A 16,989-nucleotide genomic window follows, 5' to 3' on the forward strand; every position below is an offset into this window, starting at 1 on the left:
CCATGCACATCAATGAAAATTCCGTCCCTTGGGCATCACCTTGACGATCCGGGCCGCCGCGTTCTCGGCAGACGGGCCCGCATGCTTTGAAGGAACGGCGACGACGGCATGGCGACGAAGCAGCCCCGCCGCAGCCAGCGTCCGCCGGTCTTCGTCTATGCCACGCTTCACCTCGTCGGCCGGTCCGGCAAACTCCACCCTGCCTGCGGTTTCCGAAAGTGCGCCAAGTTGCCAGCTCAGATCCTCCATCTGCTCGGCCACAATATGAATGACGTCTGCCTCGCACTGCAGGCGGCCGCTCACGCGCAGCAGCTTGCCGCCCATGATGACCGGCCGGAACCGCTCGAAATCCCTGTGCCAGACGATGACATTGGCGATTGCCTCTTCGTCTTCCAGCGTAAGGAAGATGGCATTGCCCTTCCCCGGCCGCTGCCGCACCAGAACCAGCCCCGCCACCGAGACCCTGCGCCCGTTCGGCACCGATCCGAGATCGACATTCGGCGTGATGCCGGCCTGATCGAACTGCCGGCGCAGGAAGGAGAGCGGATGGGCCTTGAGCGACAGGGACAGCGCGCGATAATCGTGGATCACATGCTCTCCAAGCGGCATGACAGGCAGTTGCATTTCAGGCTCCCTGTCTTCGAGGTGCACGTCGGGCCTGTCGAAAAGCGGCAGCGTTTCCGTGGCCGAAGCGCGATCGAGCGCGCGGACGGCCCAGAGTGCGGCGCGCCTGTCGAGGCCGATGGATCGGAACGCATCGGCCTGCGCCAGCTTCTCGATAGCGCCGACATCGAGGCCGGACCGTAGCCACAGGTCGCGGACCGAACGATAACCCTCGCCGCGTCGTTCGACGAAAAGCTTCATCTGCTTCTCGGGCAGCCCTTTCACCTGCCGGAAGCCGAGCCGAACTGCGTGGGCAGTTTTGATGACACCGCGCATCGAGGCATGCCGCCCGATGATCTTCGAAGGATCGAAACTCATCTTTTCGAGAGTGCAGTCCCAGTCCGACTCGTTGATGTCCACGGGCAGAATCCCGACCCCGTGGTCGGCCGCATCCCGCACCAGTTGCGCCGGCGCATAAAAGCCCATCGGCTGCGAATTGAGGATCGCCGCACAGAAGACGTCCGGATAGAAGGTCTTGAACCAGCAGGAAGCATAGACCAGCAAGGCGAAGGACGCGGCATGGCTCTCGGGAAAGCCGTAGTCGCCGAAGCCTTCGATCTGAGCGAAGCAGCGCTCGGCGAAATCCTTCGTATAGCCCTTGGCAATCATGCCGGAGACCATTCTTTCCCTGTAATTCTGAATCGTGCCGTTTCGGCGGAACGTCGCCATGGCCCGGCGGAGCTGGTCGGCTTCGCCGGGCGAGAAACCGCCCGCAACGATGGCGATCTTCATCGCCTGTTCTTGGAACAGGGGTACGCCGAGCGTCCTGCCGAGGATTTCCCGCATCTCCTCCTTCGGGTAGTCGACCTTCTCCTTTCCCATCCTGCGCCGCAGATAGGGGTGGACCATGTTGCCCTGGATCGGGCCGGGCCTAACGATCGCCACCTCGATCACGAGATCGTAGAATTCACGTGGCCTTAATCGCGGCAGCATCGACATCTGGGCACGGCTCTCGATCTGGAAGACGCCGAGCGTGTCGGCGCGGCAGATCATGTCGTAGACGTGCCTGTCCTCCTTCGGCATCGTCATGAAATCCACGATTGCTTCGCCCCGTTCGTTACGGGGCGCATAATTGGCGGAAAGAAGATCAAACGCCCGCCGCAAACACGACAGCATCCCAAGCGCCAGCACATCGACCTTGATGAGACCGACCGCATCGAGGTCGGTTTTGTCCCATTCGATCATCTTGCGTTCGTCCATCGCCGTCTTGATGATCGGCACGATTTCGTCCAGCCGATCCTTGGTGATGACGAAGCCGCCGACATGTTGCGACAGATGGCGCGGACATTCGATCTTCATAAGTTCGTTGGCACAATCCATGACGTGCGCGCGCATCGGATGACCTTTGGAAAGGCCGCCGGTATCGGCTTCTCTTTCGCCTAGCCTGGACGTCCACCATCCCCAGATCGAACCGGAAAGAGCGGTCTGCAGGTCGTTGGACAAGCCCATGGCCTTTGCGACTTCCCGCAACGCGGAGCGCCCGCGATAGGTGACGACCGAAGCAGCCAAAGCCGTGCGCTTGGCGCTGTATTTATTGTATATATAGTCGATGATTTCGGCGCGTCGTTCGTGCTCGAAATCGACGTCTATATCCGGAGGCTCGTCGCGTTCCGTCGATACGAACCGCTCGAAAAGCAGGTCTGACTTGTCGGGATCGACATCGGTGATGCCTAGACAATAGCAGATCACGGAGTTAGCGGCCGACCCCCGCCCCTGGCAGAGAATTTTCTCCTGCTTCGAAAAACGGACGATGTCGTGCACCGTTAGGAAATAGCGGGCATATTTCTTTTCGGCGACAATCTGGAATTCACGCCGAAGTGCGGCCGATATCTTCTCGGGTATGCCATCGGCATAACGTTTATGCGCTCCTTCCCATGCAAGTCTTTCCAGTTCGGTCTGGGGATCGACGCCTTCTTCGGTCGTTTCTTCAGGATAGTTGTGCTTGAGCTCATCGAACGAAAAACCCAGCGTTCCTGCAAAGCGGACCGTCTCGGCGATCGCCTGCGGATGGCGGCGGAACAGGCGCGCCATTTCGGCAGGCGGCTTCATATGCCTCTCGGCATTGGCTTCGAGCTCAAGACCGGATTTCGCAACCGGCCTGTTGAGACGGATCGCGGTCATCACGTCCTGCAGCGGGCGACGCTCACGCCCATGGTAGAGCACATCGTTGATCGCCATCAGCGGCAGACGGGCAACGGCGGCAAGAGCCGCCGCCTGCTCGATGCGGAAGCGGTCGTCGCCTCGATAGGCGGGAGCGACGGCTACCCAGATCGCATCGGCGCCGAAACGGTCGCGCAACTGCACCAGAAACGCCAGATCGGCGGTTCCATCCTGCTCGAGTTTCGGAATGACGGCCAATGAGATTCGGTCGCCCCACTCGAGCAGATCCGAACGATAGACCTGCGGGTCTCCCTTGGGGCTTTCGTCGCGAAAATTAGCCTGGGTGAGCAAGCGGCACAGATGCCCCCAGCCCTTGCGATCGCGCGGATAGGCGAGCACGTCCGGGGTGCCGTCGGCAAAGGCCAGGCGGCAGCCGGGATGATAGGGCAAGGTGGATGCCGGGCCCTTTTCTTTCAGAATAATCTGTTTGGACTGGCTCCATGCGCGCACGGTTCCGGCAACCGTGTTGCGGTCTGCCAGCCCCATCGCCGCATGACCCAGCCCATAGGCCGCAAGCACCAGCTCTTCAGGCCTTGATGCCCCGCGCAGGAAGGAAAAATTCGACTGCACGGCGAACTCGACATAGGCGGGGGAAGTCGGGGAACTCAAGCGAAGAGCCCGTGCAGATACCAGCGCGGCATGTCGGCCGTCGCGTCGTAGAGACCCTGCCGATAGAGCCAGTAGCGGCGGCCCTCCTCGTCCTCGATACGGAAATAGTCGCGCGTGGGTTCTTCCTGCCTGCCGCCGAGCCACCATTCCGGCGCGATGCGTTCCGGCCCTTCCGCGCGCGCGACCCGGTAGAGCACGCGCCGCCAGCGGAACTGGCGCGGCGGGCCCTCCGGCACCTCCGCCATGAAGACGTCGATCGGCTCGGCCTGCGGCAGGAGCCGTATCGGGCGCTCGCGCGGCACGGGCCTGGGCGCCGCGCCGGTGGCCAGGCCGCCATACGGCATCAACGCGACCGCGCGTTCGGGAATGTGGCTCTCGACCGGCCTGGGGATCGCCAATGCGCCTTCCCCCAGCCTGGCGCGGACACGATCTGCAAACATCGCTAGATCGGTCTCGTCGGCCCCGTTGCCGCCGGCAAGGTTGGCCTGCTCCGGCGCAATCCGCGCGGTTTCCAACGCCGAAAGCCGCACCAGCTCGAAGCCGCAATCCGCCTCCAATTCACCGATGGCCGAAAGCCGCTCGCGAAACAGCTTCAGCACCAGCGCCGGCTCGCGCAGCGGCCGCGACGCCCCAACCCCCAGCCGCCTGACCGCGCCATCGACGCGAAAGAGAGAGAGCTGAAGAAAGCGTGCGCCCTCGCCGCGCCGTTCCATGTCTTCCTTCAGCGTGCCCGCCAGCAGGAAGACGAGCCGCTCCACATCCTCGGAACGCACGACGGGTTCCGGCAGATGGCGCTCGACCGAAAGGGCCGCGACAGGCAACCGGGGCGAAACCGCCTCCTCGACCTCGCCCAGCGCCTGGTCGAGCCGCAGGATCACCCCCGCACCGAAGCGGCGGGCAAGCGGCGCGCGCGGCGCATCCACGATCGCGCCCACGGTGCGCAGGCCCACGCTTTCCAGACCGGCGCGCGCCGCAGGCTCCAGCCTCAGGGCTGCCAGCGGCAGCGGCATTAGTGTTGCCCGCTCTTCGCCGGGAGCCACGGGAACAGGGTCCAGAAAGCGCGCCGCCGCCCAGGCCATGCCCGGCGTGGAGGCAAGCCCGGCGCGGGCGCGAAAACCCTGCTGCGAAAGCCGCTTCAGCGCGTCCTCGAGCATCGCCTGCTCGCCGCCGAAGAGATGCGCGCAGCCGGCAATGTCGAGGAAAAGCCCGTCTGCACCGTCTAGCGCGACCAGCGGCGTGTAGCGGTCGCACCAGTCGGCGAGGCTTTCGAGCAGCTGCCGGTCGGCCGCATCGTCGGCTTCCACGACCTCGATTTCGGGATGCATGGCGCGCGCATCGGCCAGCCCCATGCCGCGCCTGAGCCCCAGCCCGGCCGCATCTTCCTCGACTGCGGCGATGCGCTGGGCGTTGTTTTCGTGGCGGCTGACGACAAGAGGCGGGCGCGGTTCACGCCACCCCGCGCGCCAGGACCGTCCCAGCCTGCCCCGCAGGATGCGCTCCGTCGGCAGATACGGAAACCACAGCGCCATGATCCTGCGCTTCGTCCGGCAATGTATGTCGCTCGTGAAAGGCGCGTTCATCTGCGTTCCACTCCAGCATGAAGGTTGCGGGGATGCCGGTCCGGCTTCGGCTCGTCTCGACGCGGAAGGCAGGCGGGCCGATCGAGCCGGCAAGCCGGCCGGCAAGAGTTTCGCGCTCTCCCGACGCGGCAGCCGACACGACGAGGCGCACGGGCGCGGCGGTCGGCTCCGGCAATCCCGCCTGGCGCAGGAGAAACAGGGGCCTGCGCGCTGCCTGCGTGCGGTGGTGCAGGCGGCGCGTCGCTGTCAGGTCGAGCCGACGCGAAGGCCCGCGCACTTCCAGCAGCACGACCGAAAGCGCAGTCAGCGACGCGGCCTCTTCCGCCACCCACAGTGCGTCCTCAAGCCGGCGCGTCCGGGTGAACATCATGGCTTCCGGCTCGATACCGAAGCGGTTGAGAATGCCCGGCATGTAGGGCGCTCCCGCTTCCGAAAACGCCTCGCCCGCGCCCACCCACAGCAGCGGCGCGTTCGCCGTCCGTTTCCGGGCAAGCGCGGCCAGCGCCAGCGTGAACCCGGCCACCGCGCCCGCATCGCGCGACTGCCTGCCGTGGATTTCCACCAGGGAGGCAAGGGGCAGGCCGCCGCCCAGCGCCGTGTCGAGCCCGGCTGAGCCTGTCCTTAGAAGGCCCGCCGCTCTTTCGGGCGCGCCACCCCGACGCAGCACCAGACCCTCCTGCCCACTTTCGCGCGCGGGCAGCTCCAGCCTTTCCGGCAGCGTTCCCTCGATCCTCGCAATTTCCCGGCGCAAGGCAAAAACGGCCTCACGCGCCACGGCGGCTGTCGCCATGATGCTGCTCTTTCGCGGTCTGTGTTCCTGTTATGTTCTTATGGATTCCAGAGCGCCGCGAAAGAGTCAAGCAGCTTGGAAAGAATTTATTCCTGTCGTCGCGCGGGGCGGCGAGTCCTTTCGGCACACGGGTCTTGGCCGCTCGTGCAATAGGGGGGTCGAAAGCCTTGCGGCAAAGCTATATATGCCCCCAAAAGGACACTGAATGGCCCGCATCTATCAGACCCGCGACTGGAGCGACCAGCTCTCCCCCTCGCTTCAGGAGTTCGAGCTTCTGGCGCTGGAAACCTATGCGCATCTTCCAGCCGAGTTCCGCCAGCTCACCGGCGAGATCGTCATCCAGATCGCCGAGTTCCCCACCGACGAGATCATGGACGACCTGTCGCTGGAAACCCCGTTCGACCTGCTCGGGCTGTTCGAGGGCCGCGGCATCGCCGAGCGCTGGAACCCGTCCACCGGCGAAGGGCCGAACCGCGTCACGCTCTACCGCCGCGCCATCCTCGACTACTGGGCGGAAAACGAGGAGACGCTGGGCGACATCGTCGCCCATGTGCTGATCCACGAGATCGGCCACCATTTCGGCCTGTCGGACGACGACATGGAGCGCATCGAGGAAAACGCGGAATGACCGCGCCGTCCGAACTCTATGACCGCCTGAAGGGGGCATGGAGCGTTCGGACTTCCACCGTATGGACGGCTGAAAATCCCGCCCGCGGCCAGTGCAGCGTCACCGCGCTCGTGGTTCAGGACATTCTCGGCGGAGACATACTCAAAACCGGAACACCCGGCGGCACGCATTTCTACAACAGTATCGACGGCGTGCGCTGGGACTTCACAATCGGCCAGTTCGAGCAGCCGATCCCGTTCGAGGATATTCCTTCCACCCGCGAGGAAGCCATGGCCGACACCAGCCCGGCACAATACGCCGAACTGCGGCAAAGGCTCGGCCTCTGACCGCCTGCTGCTCTCCGAGCTCCCTTAAATGGCAGTCTTGAGTACGGGACGCCGAAGCGCAGAAAACCGCCATTTGCAGCCCGCCATCGCGCGTTTCTACTGCTCCCCGAGCTTCATCTCGGGGTCGTAGTCCTTCCCGTGCACTTCCTTCACCACCGCCTGCCCGCAGCGCATGGTCTTGGTCTCGGCATCGAAGGCGTAGGTGGGTGACCCGTGCAGGTGCCAGCCCTTGCTCAGCGCCAGCGTCACCTTGTGGCAGAAGCTGGAATCATCAGGTCCGGTGAGAAGCCGGTAGAGTTTCATGGTGTCTGTCCCTGTGAATCTGTCACTGCAGGTCGGCCCGGGCCAGCAGCCGTTCCGCCTGTTCGAGATGCAGCCGCTCGACCATCTTGCCGTCCAGCGAGATGGCGCCCCTGTCGGCGTTTTCCGGAAGCGCGAAGGCCGCGCGGATCGCAAGCGCCTCGGCCACCTGCTTTTCCGAGGGCGAAAACGCAACGTTGGCAGAGCCGATCTGCGCCGGGTGAATCAGCGTCTTGCCGTCGAAGCCCATGTTGCGGGCCTCCGTGCATTCCGCGGCAAATGCGTCGAGATCGGAGAAATCGTTGCTCACCCCGTCCAGCACGTCGAGAGAACCCGCGCGCGCCGCCAGCACCATCTGCAGCAGCCACGGCGTCAGGTAGCGGCGGTCGGGCGTGGCGAGGATACCGGTTTCCTTCACGAGATCGTTCGTTCCGGCCACGAGGCAGGAAAGCCTGGCGCCCCGGTCCCGCCCCAGCGCTGCGATCGCGCCTATATTGAGCATGGCGCGCGGCGTCTCGATCATCGCCCACAGAGACAGCGACGGCCGTGCGTCCCGGTCGTCCAGCAGGTCGTTGGCTTCCAGTATGTCGCGCGCCGTCTCCACCTTGGGCAGCAGGATGGCGTCCGGACGGCACGTGCGTGCGGCAAGCAGATCGTCGGCGCCCCATTCTCCCGAAAGGGCGTTGATGCGGATGACCATCTCGCGGCCATCCTTCTCGCGACCCGCAAAGAAGTCTTGCATCCGCTCTCGCGCTGCCTGCTTCTGCAAGGGCGCGACCGAATCTTCCAGGTCGATCACCACCGCGTCGCAGTCGAGCGAGGCGATCTTGCCAAGCGCCTTCTCGTTGGTGGCGGGCACGTAGAGCACGGAACGGCGGCGGCGCGGCGGTCTGATCTGCATGACCTCTTTCTGGCGCAACCGATTCTTCCGCGCAAGCACCACTGCGCGGCAATGCGCCACTTGCGGGGCGGCGGTGAAGCTGTTTCCTTCCGCCCGACAACAAGGGGAGCCTTCAGCCATGCCCGATACCGACATCGTCATCATCGGCGGCGCGATCGTGGGCGCGTCCGTGGCATGGTTCCTGCGAGAGGAAGGCTTTGCCGGATCGATCACGGTGATCGAGCGCGACCCGCAATTCGCCACCGCCTCGACCACGCTTTCGGCAGCCTCCATCCGTCAGCAGTTCTCGATCGCCGAGAACATCCGCCTGTCGCGCTTCACGCTCGGTTTCTTCAACGAATTGAAGGATCGTTTCGGCTCCGACGCCGACATCGCGTTTCACGAGAAGGGCTATCTGATCCTCGCCGGCCCTGAAGGCATGCCGATCCTCGAAGCCAACCATGCGGTTCAGATCGGCGAAGGCGCGGACATCGTGCTGGAGGACGCGGGCGCGCTCCAGAAGCGCTTTTCCTGGCTGTCGGGCGACGGGATTTCGGGCGGTGCCTATGGCCGCAGCGGCGAGGGCTGGTTCGACGCGCATGCTCTGCTCACGCTCATTCGCAGGTCGCTGAAGGACAGGGGCGTCCGACTGGTCACCGGCGAGGTGACCGCCATCCAGCGGCAGGGCGACCGCGTCACCGGCGTCACGCTTGCCGACGGCACTAGGCTCGACGCCGGTATGGTCGTCAACGCCGCCGGGCCCTCTGGCGGCAAGGTGGCCGCGATGGCCGGGCTTGCCCTCCCGGTAGAGCCGCGGAAGCGCTCGGTCTTCGTCTTCGAGGCGCGTGAGCGCTACGGGGACATGCCGCTTCTGGTCGATCCGTCCGGCATCTGGGTGCGCCCGGAAGGTGCCGTCTACATCACCGGGGGCGCGGAAAACGAGGACGGCGAAGGCCCGGCCGAACCGGGCGACTTCGAGCCCGACTGGTCGCTGTTCGAGGATGTCGTGTGGCCGACGCTCGCAACCCGCATCCCCGCCTTCGAGGCGATCCGCCCCGGCCGCGCCTGGGCCGGCCACTACGAATACAACACGCTCGACCAGAACGCGGTAATCGGCCCGCACCCGGAGGTGACGAACTTCCTCTTTGCCAACGGCTTTTCGGGCCATGGTCTTCAGCAGGCCCCGGCTGTCGGCAAGGCGCTGGCCGAACTCGTCGTGCACGGCGCATATCGCACCATCGACTGCTCGGCCTTCGGATACGCACGCATCGCGGAAGGCCGCGCCTTCCGCGAGCTGAACGTGATCTGAGCGGCCATTGACGCCGCCCGCCTGAATTCCTATCTGAGCCGCGGGCTTGGAAGCCCCTGCCGCCCGCGGGCGAAAGCCACGGTGAAGCTTCCCCTAAACGTCTCGTTTCCCTGTCATTCGACGGCCGAAACGGCAATGCGGGCACCCGTGACCTTTCATGCCGTCCCAACGGATAGGAGAAACGCGATGACCACGCCGTCATCCGATTACAAGACCCATGCCAGACGCCTGCGCGATGCGCTGGCCGCCGAAGGCATCGCCATCAGCCACGGCAAGGCGCTCGACATCGTCGCACGCCAGAACGGCGAACGCGACTGGAACACGCTTGCTGCCCGCACCGACAACGAAACCGCTGTGGTGACGGCGGCGCCATTTTCGGTTGGCGACGAGGTCCGGGGCACGTTCAACGAGGTTCCTGCGCATGGCCGCGTCATCGGCCTGTCGGAGACGATCAAGCCGAACCTCTGGCGCGTTACCGTGCGCTTCGACCCGCCGGTCAACGCCTCGACTTCCAGGCACTTCGCTGCCGAGCGCAGCCGCGTGGAAATGGTGGTGGGTGCCGACGGCCGCTCGCGCCGTCTCACCGGCACCGAAACCGGCGTCATGGCGCTTCGCCGCGCGTGATCGAAAAAACAAAGGGGCGGTCGTTCAGGCCGCCCCTTCTGCATCGAGGCTGGCAAGAAAGCCCGACACCGCTGCAAGCCCGTCGCGAAGCACCTGCGTGCTGTTGGCATAGCCGATGCGCGCAGTTCCCTCGACGCCGAGCGCCGCGCCCGGTGTAAACAGCGCGCCCGTTTCTTCCAGGAGCCGCGTGCAGAACCTCTCCGATCCCATCGCGTGGCGATAGGCGAGCAGCGCCGTCGTGCCCGAGCGCGGCCTAACCCACGAGATCGAAGGCTCCTGCGCCACCCACGCATCGAGGATGGCAAGGTTGTCGCGCACGATGGCGCGATTACGTGCGAGGATCGCACCGCTGGCCTCCAGCGCGGTTGCCGCCATGAGATCGTCGATCATGCCGACGCTGATCGTGTTGTAGTCGCGGTGGATCGAGACCGCGTGAAGCAGGTCGCGCCGCGCGACGATCCAGCCCAGCCGCAGTCCCGCCAGCGAGAACGCCTTCGACATCGACCCGGTCGAGATGCCTTTTTCGTAGAGATCGGCGATGGAGACCGTGCTGCCATCGCCCTGCTGGTCGAGCCCGCGATAGACCTCGTCGGCCAGCACCCATGCGCCGCAGCCTTGCGCGATGCGAACGATCTCCTCCAGCACGTCGCGCTCCATCAGCGCCCCGGTGGGATTGTTGGGGTTGGAGAAGACGATCAGCTTCGCGCTGTCGCCCGCAAGCGCCCGCAGCGCATCGAGGTCCGGTGCGTAGACGTCTTCCTGCCTCAGTTCCAGACGCACCACCTCGGCTCCGAGACTTTCGGGGATCGAGACATGCTGCTGGTAGGTCGGCACGATGGAGACAACCCGGTCGCCCGGCTCCACCAGCGTCGAATAGACCAGCGCATTCGCCCCAATCGCGCCATGCGCGACCATAACCTCGTCGGCGTCGCGGCTTTCGTAGAGCGCGGCGATCGCATCGCGCAGCCGCTGCGAGCCCTCGATGGCCCCATAGGTAAGCTTCATCGGCAAAAGCTCGTCGAGGATAGCGTTGGACTTGCCGGCGAGTGCCAGCACTTCCGCCACGGTCAGCGATTCCACGCAGGTTTCGGCGAGATTGTAGCGGCAGTCGTTCTCGTGCCGGTTCATCCAGATTTCGACGCCGAATTCCTCGATCTTCACGACCACGCCTCCCCAGTCTTTGAATTTCCGGACTTTATGTGTAAAGCGGGTTCCATCCAATTCCGAGGCCGAAAGACAGGCAGAACCATGGACAAGTTCACCAAGCTGACGGGCGTCGCCGCTCCCCTTCCGATCGTCAATGTCGACACCGACATGATAATCCCGAAGGACTACCTCAAGACGATCAAGCGCACCGGGCTCAGCAAGGGCCTGTTTGCCGAGATGCGCTTCAACGAGGACGGCACCGAGAACCCGGATTTCGTGCTCAACAAGCCTGCCTATCGCAATGCGCAGATCCTCGTTGCCGGCGACAATTTCGGCTGCGGTTCCTCGCGCGAGCATGCGCCTTGGGCCCTGCTCGACTTCGGCATCCGCTGCGTCATCTCGACCTCTTTCGCCGACATCTTCTACAACAACTGCTTCAAGAACGGCATTCTGCCGATCAAGGTCAGCGAGGAAGATCTCGAGAAGCTGATGGACGACGCCTCGCGCGGCGCGAATGCGACGCTCACCGTCGATCTCGAAGCCATGGAAATCCGCGGCCCCGACGGCGGCGTCATCGCCTTCGACCTGGACGCATTCCGCCGCCACTGCCTGCTCAACGGCCTCGACGATATCGGCCTGACGATGGAAAAGGCACCGTCCATAGACAGCTTCGAGAAGCGCAACGCCGAGAGCCGCCCCTGGGCCTGACGCCGCGATGACTCCCTTCGTCCCGAAGCGTTTCGAGCATGTCGCGTTCGGCCTGCTGCTGTCCGGCATGATGTCGTTTCTGGTCTCCGGCCTGTCGACGATCATCGCGCGGGGCGTCGATTCCGGCCTGCCGATGGTCTGGCTGGCGGCATGGCTGCCTTCCTGGGCCGTCGCCTTTCCGGCCGTCCTGGTGGTGGCCCCCTTCGTGCGCCGCATCCTGCGGCGCATCGTCAGGGAAAGCTGAGTCACACGAACCCGGTTTCGTGACCGGAGCGGACGAGCTACATTGCGCGGCGCAATATACGGAGCCGCCATGCCCTTCCCGCTCAAGACCATCCTTTCCGTGTCGGCACTTGCGGCGCTGCTGGCGTGGCCGGCGGCCGCGCAGGACGATGCGGCCGAACCGATCCCGTTTGCCGGCGGCGAGCTTACCGTCACCGAGACCGAGGACTTCGAGAAGATCCTCGCCTTTGACGGCCGCGAGCTGGCGCGCGACTATTTCGTCATGTTCGACAGGATCGCCAGCGTCGGGGGCACGGACGTGGCCTTCTTCAGCGTCGGGCCGGGCGGCAACGCCTGCGCGCCGGCGGCCGTCATGGTCTGGAAGCCGCAGGATGGCGAGGTGAGGTCAGCCGCGCTCGACGACGAGTGCGACACCCCTGCCGCAGCCATCTCCGATTACGAGGTCTTCTTCGTACCCTACCTGTTGCCGGGCGCCACGGCTGACGTTCGCGTCTGGAACCCCCAGGAGGGTTTTCGCATGCACGGGCGGATCGCCTACGCGCCCGAACCCGATACGGGCTGGGACACGCTCGATCAGGCCGCCCTCTCCCACCCCATGGATCTGTTCCGCAATTCCGCCATCTACGCCGCCGCGCAATCTTTGCTGGGCGACGAGCTGGGCGATGTCGCACTCGGCCTCGGCACGTCCAGCATGCCGACGGAGGCCGGCGGCCTGCTCTACGCGCGCGGCTGCGTGCCTCATGCGTGCGGCGGCTCCGACACCTTCATGGTGGTGGATCGCGATGCGCAGGCGCTCTACTTCGCCCAGCAGGGCGACCCGACAAGCTACTGGCCCGCGCTGGACCAGTGGCCGCAGGCCGCCGTTGCGCTCATCCCCTCCGATTTCTGAGAAAGCGATGACGCGCCGCCTGATTTCCACCGGCTCGCCCTTCGAGAAGACCGCCGGCTATTCGCGCGCCGTGGTGGACGGCGAATGGTGCTTCGTGTCCGGTACCACCGGCTACGACTACGCCACCATGACCATGCCTCAGACGGTCGAGCAGCAGACGCGCAACTGCCTAGCCACGATCGCTGCAGCGCTCGAGGAAGGCGGCTTCTCGCTCGCCGACGTGGTGCGCGCACACTACTACGTCACCGACCGCGCCTATGTCGCCAGGGTGTTCCCGATCCTCGGCGAGCATTTCGGCGACATAAGGCCCGCCGCGACCATGATCGTCTGCCAGCTCAACGAGCCGGAAATGAAGATCGAGATCGAGGTGACAGCGCTGCGGCGCGACCGCTGACGCACCCGCCACTTGCGTGGAGCTTCCGCTGCGGATAGCAAGACGCGGCTGCAACTTCTTCCGAAAGGCTTTCCCATGGCATCGCGCAAGCTCCTCCTTCTTCCCGGCGACGGCATTGGCCCCGAGGCGATGGCGGAGGTGAGGAAACTCATCGCGGTCATGAATGCGGAAATGAACGCCGGTTTCGAGACCGACGAGGGCCTCGTCGGCGGCTGCGCCTACGACACGCATGGCGCGGCGATCTCGGATGCCGACATGGAAAAGGCCATGGCGGCCGACGCCGTTCTGTTCGGCGCTGTCGGCGGGCCCAAGTGGGACGCCGTGCCCTACGACGTGCGGCCCGAGGCCGGCCTGCTGCGCCTGCGCAAGGACATGGAACTGTTCGCCAACCTGCGTCCGGCCATCTGCTACCCGGCGCTGGCCGCCTCCTCCTCGCTCAAGCCCGAAGTGGTCGAGGGTCTGGACATCCTCATCCTGCGCGAGCTGACCGGCGGCGTCTATTTCGGCGAGCCCAAGGAGATCATCGACCTGGGCAACGGCCAGAAGCGCGGCATCGACACGCAGGTCTACGACACGTTCGAGATCGAGCGCATCGCGGGCGTCGCCTTCGAACTGGCGCGTACGCGCGGCAACAAGGTCTGCTCGATGGAAAAGCGCAACGTCATGAAGTCGGGCGTGTTGTGGAACGAGGTCGTCACCGCCACCCACAAGGCGAAGTATCAGGACGTCGAGCTCACCCACATGCTGGCCGATGCCGGCGGCATGCAGCTCGTGCGCTGGCCCAAGCAGTTCGATGTCATCGTCACCGACAACCTGTTCGGCGACATGCTGTCCGACGTGGCCGCCATGCTCACGGGCTCACTCGGCATGCTGCCCTCCGCCTCGCTCGGCGCGCCCGACCCCAAGACCGGCAAGCGCAAGGCGCTCTACGAGCCGGTGCACGGCTCCGCGCCCGACATCGCCGGCCAGGGCATCGCCAACCCGATTGCCATGATCGCATCTTTTGCCATGTGCCTGCGCTATTCGTTCAACATGGTGGCCGAGGCCGACCGTCTGGAAGCCGCCGTCTCGGCGGTGCTGGACGACGGTCTGCGCACGCGCGACATCATGTCTGACGGTATGACGGAAGTCGGCACCGTCGCGATGGGCGATGCGATCGTGGCGAAGTTCCGGGCCGCGTGACTGTTGGGTGACTACGGGTTGGGATTGGGCATACACCCCGAGACCACCAGCAGCACCGCAACGAGAACGACTATCGCAAGGGCGACGGTAACGACGCCCTTGCTGGCGCGGAACTGCGGTCTGGCGCGCGCTCCCGAAAACTCCTTGGGTTTTCCGAGTTCGGACATGACCGGCTCCTTTCACGGGTTCAACCGGTGCGCCGCGTGAAGGTTCCCTCAGATGAAGCCGATGAAGCGCCCGGCGACGAGGATCGACACCCATAGCAGCATCGAGAGCGCAGCCAGCAGCCGCGCAGCGATCGGGTAGACCGTATCGCCCGCCGGCTGCGGCAGCAGGCGGAATGCCAACAGGTTCACGCCTGCCAGCGCAAGCAGCGCCATCTTGATGAGGAACGCCTGGTTGGTGGCGTATTCCTGCGCACGGATGGAAAAGAGCGCGAGTCCCGACAGCACGGCAACGGGAAAGGCGAACGCGATCGCTTCGCGCAGCAGATGCAGCAGCGGCCGGCGCGCGACACCGCCCCCCACGCCCAGAATGCGCAGATCCATCAGAAGCACGCAGGTCACCGTCGCGCCGATCGAAAGGATGTGCAGCGCGTTGATGAGCGGATAGACGACGAAGGAGACCTTCAGCGCGTTGACCGCCGGCAGGCCCTCGATGCCGGCGAGGATGTCGAAGAGCATCTCGCTCAGTTGGCCGGCACCCGGCTCGGATAGACGTCGAAGGTTTCGCCGTTGACGATGATGCGCACCGCCTTCATCCATCGCTCGGTCGAATCGCGCGAGCGGTTGCCGATCGCATAGACCTCGTCGCCGACCTCGGCCTTGTCCTCAGTGAAGCCGGCGCGCTGGGTCGCCGCCGGTGTGGCGAGGTCTACGCGCCAGACCTCGCCGTCGATCTCGACATCCAGCGTCGGGTGCGGGTTTGCGAAGCTGATCGCGACGATCACGCCCTCGAGCTCGAAATAGCCATCCTCGGTCCACGCCCAGCCGTGATGCGCCACCGCCGCGCCGGCCCCGCCGATCACAAGCGCGCCGGCAAGGCAGGCCGCCCGGAAGAATGCGGTCAATGCCATGGGTCTCTCCTCGATCCGGTTTCGTCCTGTAATGAAACCCTATGGCGGAGGCAGCGGGGGTCAAATCACTTAGACCTGATCGCGATGGCCCGTGGCGATGCCCGCTCATTGACTCCCGACGCAAAGCGCGTAAAAGGCGGGCGCGAACTGGAAAAACGCGATGCGCGGCCTTCTGACGGCATATCTGGCATTCTTCTCCCATGGCGGGCTTCTTGCCGCTTCGGGCACAGATGCCGCACGCGCGCGTTTCACCAAAACCATGGCCAAAACGACGACCACGAAAACGGTCTGATTTCCCTTGGCCTTCTCGCCCTCTCCCCGGGTCTGGCCCGAGGGAGACGCCCGCAGCCGGCGGGTCTTTCCAAACCAGCGGAGAGTTAGGCGTGGTCCGCCACGCTTCCACAAGGAGCAACGGGAATGGGTTTCAAGATTGCAGTCGCCGGCGCCACGGGCAATGTCGGGCGCGAAATGCTCAACATCCTCGAAGAGCGCGGCTTTCCCGCCGACGAGGTCGTAGCGCTGGCCTCGCGCCGCTCGGTCGGCTCCGAAGTCTCCTACGGCGACCGCACGCTGAAGGTTAAGGACCTTGCCACCTACGACTTTTCCGACACCGACATCTGCCTGATGTCGGCCGGCGGCAACGTGTCCAAGGAATGGTCGCCGAAGATCGGCCGTCAGGGCTGCGTCGTGATCGATAATTCTTCGGCATGGCGCTACGATCAGGACGTCCCCCTCATCGTGCCGGAAGTGAACCCGGACGCCATCGAGGGCTTTACGAAGAAGAACATCATCGCAAACCCGAACTGCTCGACCGCGCAGCTCGTCGTCGCGCTCAAGCCGCTGCACGACAAGGCGAAGATCCGGCGCGTCGTGGTCGCCACCTACCAGTCCGTCTCGGGCGCGGGCAAGGAAGGCATGGACGAACTGTTCACCCAGACCCGCGCGGTCTTCGTGGCCGACCCGGTCGAGGCCAAGAAGTTCACCAAGCGCATCGCCTTCAACGTCATTCCCCACATCGACGTCTTCATGGAAGACGGCCAGACCAAGGAAGAGTGGAAGGTGATGGCCGAGACCAAGAAGATGCTCGACCCGAAGATCAAGGTCACCTGCACCGCCGTGCGCGTGCCGGTCTTCATCGGGCATTCCGAAGCGGTCAACATCGAGTTCGAGAACCCGATCACCGCCGACGAGGCGCGTGAAATCCTGCGCGAGGCGCCGGGCTGCCTCGTCATCGACAAGCACGAGGACGGCGGCTACATCACCCCGCTGGAATCGGCGGGCGAGGATGCGACCTACATCTCGCGCATCCGCGAGGACCAGACGGTGGAAAACGGCCTCAACATGTGGGTCGTCTCCGACAATCTGCGCAAAGGCGCAGCGCTCAACACCGTCCAGATCGCCGAGCTTCTGGTCGCGCGCGGCCTGATCCAGCCCAAGAAGCAGGCCGCCTGATCTTGACCGCATGAAAAACCCGCTCCGGCAG

The 16,989-nt window shown here is 64.9% G+C and carries 20 protein-coding genes; 11 read left to right on the forward strand and 9 right to left on the reverse strand.

Annotation, left to right across the window (positions count from 1 at the left end; all coding sequences use genetic code 11):
* Positions 1 to 9 precede the first annotated feature (9 nt).
* From FY036_RS13925 to FY036_RS13935, 3 genes are read right to left on the reverse strand one after another with little or no spacing between them, the layout of a single operon-like run.
* Positions 10 to 3,432: an error-prone DNA polymerase gene (locus tag FY036_RS13925; RefSeq protein WP_148915349.1), complete on the reverse strand. Its 3,423-nt coding sequence runs from the start codon at positions 3,430 to 3,432 to the stop codon at positions 10 to 12.
* Positions 3,429 to 4,961 (reverse strand): DNA polymerase Y family protein, encoded by a 1,533-nt coding sequence (locus tag FY036_RS13930; RefSeq protein ID WP_235897675.1) that lies wholly within the window; start codon positions 4,959 to 4,961, stop codon positions 3,429 to 3,431. Before FY036_RS13930 ends, FY036_RS13925 begins: the two co-directional genes overlap by 4 nt.
* A complete protein-coding gene (locus tag FY036_RS13935) occupies positions 4,879 to 5,802 on the reverse strand; it encodes an ImuA family protein (protein WP_235897676.1) in 924 nt (307 codons plus the stop codon). Before FY036_RS13935 ends, FY036_RS13930 begins: the two co-directional genes overlap by 83 nt.
* A gap of 205 nt (positions 5,803 to 6,007) precedes the next feature.
* On the opposite strand from FY036_RS13935, the gene FY036_RS13940 reads away from it, so the two are divergent.
* Together FY036_RS13940 and FY036_RS13945 are read left to right on the forward strand one after the other, a co-directional pair.
* A complete protein-coding gene (locus FY036_RS13940) occupies positions 6,008 to 6,430 on the forward strand; it encodes a metallopeptidase family protein (RefSeq protein WP_148915351.1) in 423 nt (140 codons plus the stop codon).
* The gene (locus FY036_RS13945) at positions 6,427 to 6,756 is read left to right on the forward strand and encodes a YunG family protein (protein WP_148915352.1); all 330 of its coding nucleotides are present in this window, start codon (positions 6,427 to 6,429) and stop codon (positions 6,754 to 6,756) included. Before FY036_RS13940 ends, FY036_RS13945 begins: the two co-directional genes overlap by 4 nt.
* Positions 6,757 to 6,852: 96 nt before the next feature.
* On the opposite strand, the gene FY036_RS13950 is transcribed toward FY036_RS13945, so the two are convergent.
* A complete protein-coding gene (locus FY036_RS13950) occupies positions 6,853 to 7,059 on the reverse strand; it encodes a DUF1737 domain-containing protein (protein ID WP_148915353.1) in 207 nt (68 codons plus the stop codon).
* Between the two features lie 22 nt (positions 7,060 to 7,081).
* Positions 7,082 to 7,957 (reverse strand): HpcH/HpaI aldolase/citrate lyase family protein, encoded by an 876-nt coding sequence (locus FY036_RS13955; protein WP_148915354.1) that lies wholly within the window; start codon positions 7,955 to 7,957, stop codon positions 7,082 to 7,084.
* 118 nt (positions 7,958 to 8,075) lie between these two features.
* Between FY036_RS13955 and FY036_RS13960 the strand changes: the two genes are divergently transcribed.
* Together FY036_RS13960 and FY036_RS13965 are read left to right on the forward strand one after the other, a co-directional pair.
* A complete protein-coding gene (locus FY036_RS13960; RefSeq protein ID WP_148915355.1) occupies positions 8,076 to 9,245 on the forward strand; it encodes an NAD(P)/FAD-dependent oxidoreductase in 1,170 nt (389 codons plus the stop codon).
* Positions 9,246 to 9,431: 186 nt separating this feature from the next.
* A complete protein-coding gene (locus FY036_RS13965) occupies positions 9,432 to 9,869 on the forward strand; it encodes a glyoxalase superfamily protein (protein WP_148915356.1) in 438 nt (145 codons plus the stop codon).
* 24 nt (positions 9,870 to 9,893) lie between these two features.
* Here FY036_RS13965 and FY036_RS13970 read toward each other — a convergent pair whose 3' ends face one another.
* Positions 9,894 to 11,030: an aminotransferase gene (locus tag FY036_RS13970; protein WP_148915357.1), complete on the reverse strand. Its 1,137-nt coding sequence runs from the start codon at positions 11,028 to 11,030 to the stop codon at positions 9,894 to 9,896.
* 87 nt (positions 11,031 to 11,117) lie between these two features.
* Here FY036_RS13970 and leuD point away from each other — a divergent pair, with 87 nt between their 5' ends.
* From leuD to leuB, 5 genes are all read left to right on the forward strand, one after another.
* On the forward strand, positions 11,118 to 11,723 hold the full coding sequence (gene leuD / locus FY036_RS13975; RefSeq protein ID WP_148915358.1) for a 3-isopropylmalate dehydratase small subunit: 606 nt from the start codon (positions 11,118 to 11,120) through the stop codon (positions 11,721 to 11,723).
* A 7-nt stretch (positions 11,724 to 11,730) separates the two neighbouring features.
* Complete coding sequence (locus FY036_RS13980; protein WP_148915359.1) at positions 11,731 to 11,967, forward strand: DUF2798 domain-containing protein; 237 nt, start codon at positions 11,731 to 11,733, stop codon at positions 11,965 to 11,967.
* A 69-nt stretch (positions 11,968 to 12,036) separates the two neighbouring features.
* Positions 12,037 to 12,855 (forward strand): hypothetical protein, encoded by an 819-nt coding sequence (locus FY036_RS13985; protein ID WP_148915360.1) that lies wholly within the window; start codon positions 12,037 to 12,039, stop codon positions 12,853 to 12,855.
* Positions 12,856 to 12,862: 7 nt separating this feature from the next.
* Positions 12,863 to 13,249 carry a RidA family protein gene (locus tag FY036_RS13990; RefSeq protein WP_148915361.1) on the forward strand — a complete coding sequence of 129 codons (387 nt, stop codon included), beginning with the start codon at positions 12,863 to 12,865 and terminating at the stop codon, positions 13,247 to 13,249.
* Positions 13,250 to 13,324: 75 nt separating this feature from the next.
* On the forward strand, positions 13,325 to 14,431 hold the full coding sequence (leuB, locus tag FY036_RS13995; protein ID WP_148915362.1) for a 3-isopropylmalate dehydrogenase: 1,107 nt from the start codon (positions 13,325 to 13,327) through the stop codon (positions 14,429 to 14,431).
* 11 nt (positions 14,432 to 14,442) lie between these two features.
* On the opposite strand, the gene FY036_RS23790 is transcribed toward leuB, so the two are convergent.
* From FY036_RS23790 to FY036_RS14005, 3 genes are read right to left on the reverse strand one after another with little or no spacing between them, the layout of a single operon-like run.
* Entirely contained in the window at positions 14,443 to 14,598 is a 156-nt protein-coding gene (locus FY036_RS23790; RefSeq protein ID WP_161601138.1) for a hypothetical protein, read from the reverse strand.
* A 48-nt stretch (positions 14,599 to 14,646) separates the two neighbouring features.
* The gene (locus FY036_RS14000) at positions 14,647 to 15,114 is read right to left on the reverse strand and encodes a DUF6644 family protein (protein ID WP_148915363.1); all 468 of its coding nucleotides are present in this window, start codon (positions 15,112 to 15,114) and stop codon (positions 14,647 to 14,649) included.
* 5 nt (positions 15,115 to 15,119) lie between these two features.
* Positions 15,120 to 15,506: a DUF6152 family protein gene (locus tag FY036_RS14005; protein WP_148915364.1), complete on the reverse strand. Its 387-nt coding sequence runs from the start codon at positions 15,504 to 15,506 to the stop codon at positions 15,120 to 15,122.
* A gap of 160 nt (positions 15,507 to 15,666) precedes the next feature.
* On the opposite strand from FY036_RS14005, the gene FY036_RS24230 reads away from it, so the two are divergent.
* Together FY036_RS24230 and FY036_RS14010 are read left to right on the forward strand one after the other, a co-directional pair.
* A complete protein-coding gene (locus tag FY036_RS24230) occupies positions 15,667 to 15,798 on the forward strand; it encodes a hypothetical protein (RefSeq protein ID WP_268932185.1) in 132 nt (43 codons plus the stop codon).
* A gap of 125 nt (positions 15,799 to 15,923) precedes the next feature.
* On the forward strand, positions 15,924 to 16,958 hold the full coding sequence (locus tag FY036_RS14010; protein ID WP_148915365.1) for an aspartate-semialdehyde dehydrogenase: 1,035 nt from the start codon (positions 15,924 to 15,926) through the stop codon (positions 16,956 to 16,958).
* Positions 16,959 to 16,989: the final 31 nt, after the last annotated feature.

The sequence above is a fragment of the Neoaquamicrobium microcysteis genome (assembly GCF_008180155.1).
Classification (GTDB): domain Bacteria; phylum Pseudomonadota; class Alphaproteobacteria; order Rhizobiales; family Rhizobiaceae; genus Aerobium; species Aerobium microcysteis.

Coding starts and splice junctions, on each gene's coding strand:
- FY036_RS24230 (WP_268932185.1), top strand. CDS start 15,667: ATGCGCGGCCTTCTGACGGCATATCTGGCATTCTTCTCCCATGGCGGG.
- FY036_RS13935 (WP_235897676.1), bottom strand. CDS start 5,802: ATGGCGACAGCCGCCGTGGCGCGTGAGGCCGTTTTTGCCTTGCGCCGG.
- FY036_RS13930 (WP_235897675.1), bottom strand. CDS start 4,961: ATGGCGCTGTGGTTTCCGTATCTGCCGACGGAGCGCATCCTGCGGGGC.
- FY036_RS13950 (WP_148915353.1), bottom strand. CDS start 7,059: ATGAAACTCTACCGGCTTCTCACCGGACCTGATGATTCCAGCTTCTGC.
- FY036_RS14010 (WP_148915365.1), top strand. CDS start 15,924: ATGGGTTTCAAGATTGCAGTCGCCGGCGCCACGGGCAATGTCGGGCGC.
- FY036_RS13980 (WP_148915359.1), top strand. CDS start 11,731: ATGACTCCCTTCGTCCCGAAGCGTTTCGAGCATGTCGCGTTCGGCCTG.
- FY036_RS13985 (WP_148915360.1), top strand. CDS start 12,037: ATGCCCTTCCCGCTCAAGACCATCCTTTCCGTGTCGGCACTTGCGGCG.
- FY036_RS14000 (WP_148915363.1), bottom strand. CDS start 15,114: ATGCTCTTCGACATCCTCGCCGGCATCGAGGGCCTGCCGGCGGTCAAC.
- leuD (WP_148915358.1), top strand. CDS start 11,118: ATGGACAAGTTCACCAAGCTGACGGGCGTCGCCGCTCCCCTTCCGATC.
- FY036_RS13990 (WP_148915361.1), top strand. CDS start 12,863: ATGACGCGCCGCCTGATTTCCACCGGCTCGCCCTTCGAGAAGACCGCC.
- FY036_RS13960 (WP_148915355.1), top strand. CDS start 8,076: ATGCCCGATACCGACATCGTCATCATCGGCGGCGCGATCGTGGGCGCG.
- leuB (WP_148915362.1), top strand. CDS start 13,325: ATGGCATCGCGCAAGCTCCTCCTTCTTCCCGGCGACGGCATTGGCCCC.
- FY036_RS13945 (WP_148915352.1), top strand. CDS start 6,427: ATGACCGCGCCGTCCGAACTCTATGACCGCCTGAAGGGGGCATGGAGC.
- FY036_RS13940 (WP_148915351.1), top strand. CDS start 6,008: ATGGCCCGCATCTATCAGACCCGCGACTGGAGCGACCAGCTCTCCCCC.
- FY036_RS13965 (WP_148915356.1), top strand. CDS start 9,432: ATGACCACGCCGTCATCCGATTACAAGACCCATGCCAGACGCCTGCGC.
- FY036_RS13955 (WP_148915354.1), bottom strand. CDS start 7,957: ATGCAGATCAGACCGCCGCGCCGCCGCCGTTCCGTGCTCTACGTGCCC.
- FY036_RS14005 (WP_148915364.1), bottom strand. CDS start 15,506: ATGGCATTGACCGCATTCTTCCGGGCGGCCTGCCTTGCCGGCGCGCTT.
- FY036_RS23790 (WP_161601138.1), bottom strand. CDS start 14,598: ATGTCCGAACTCGGAAAACCCAAGGAGTTTTCGGGAGCGCGCGCCAGA.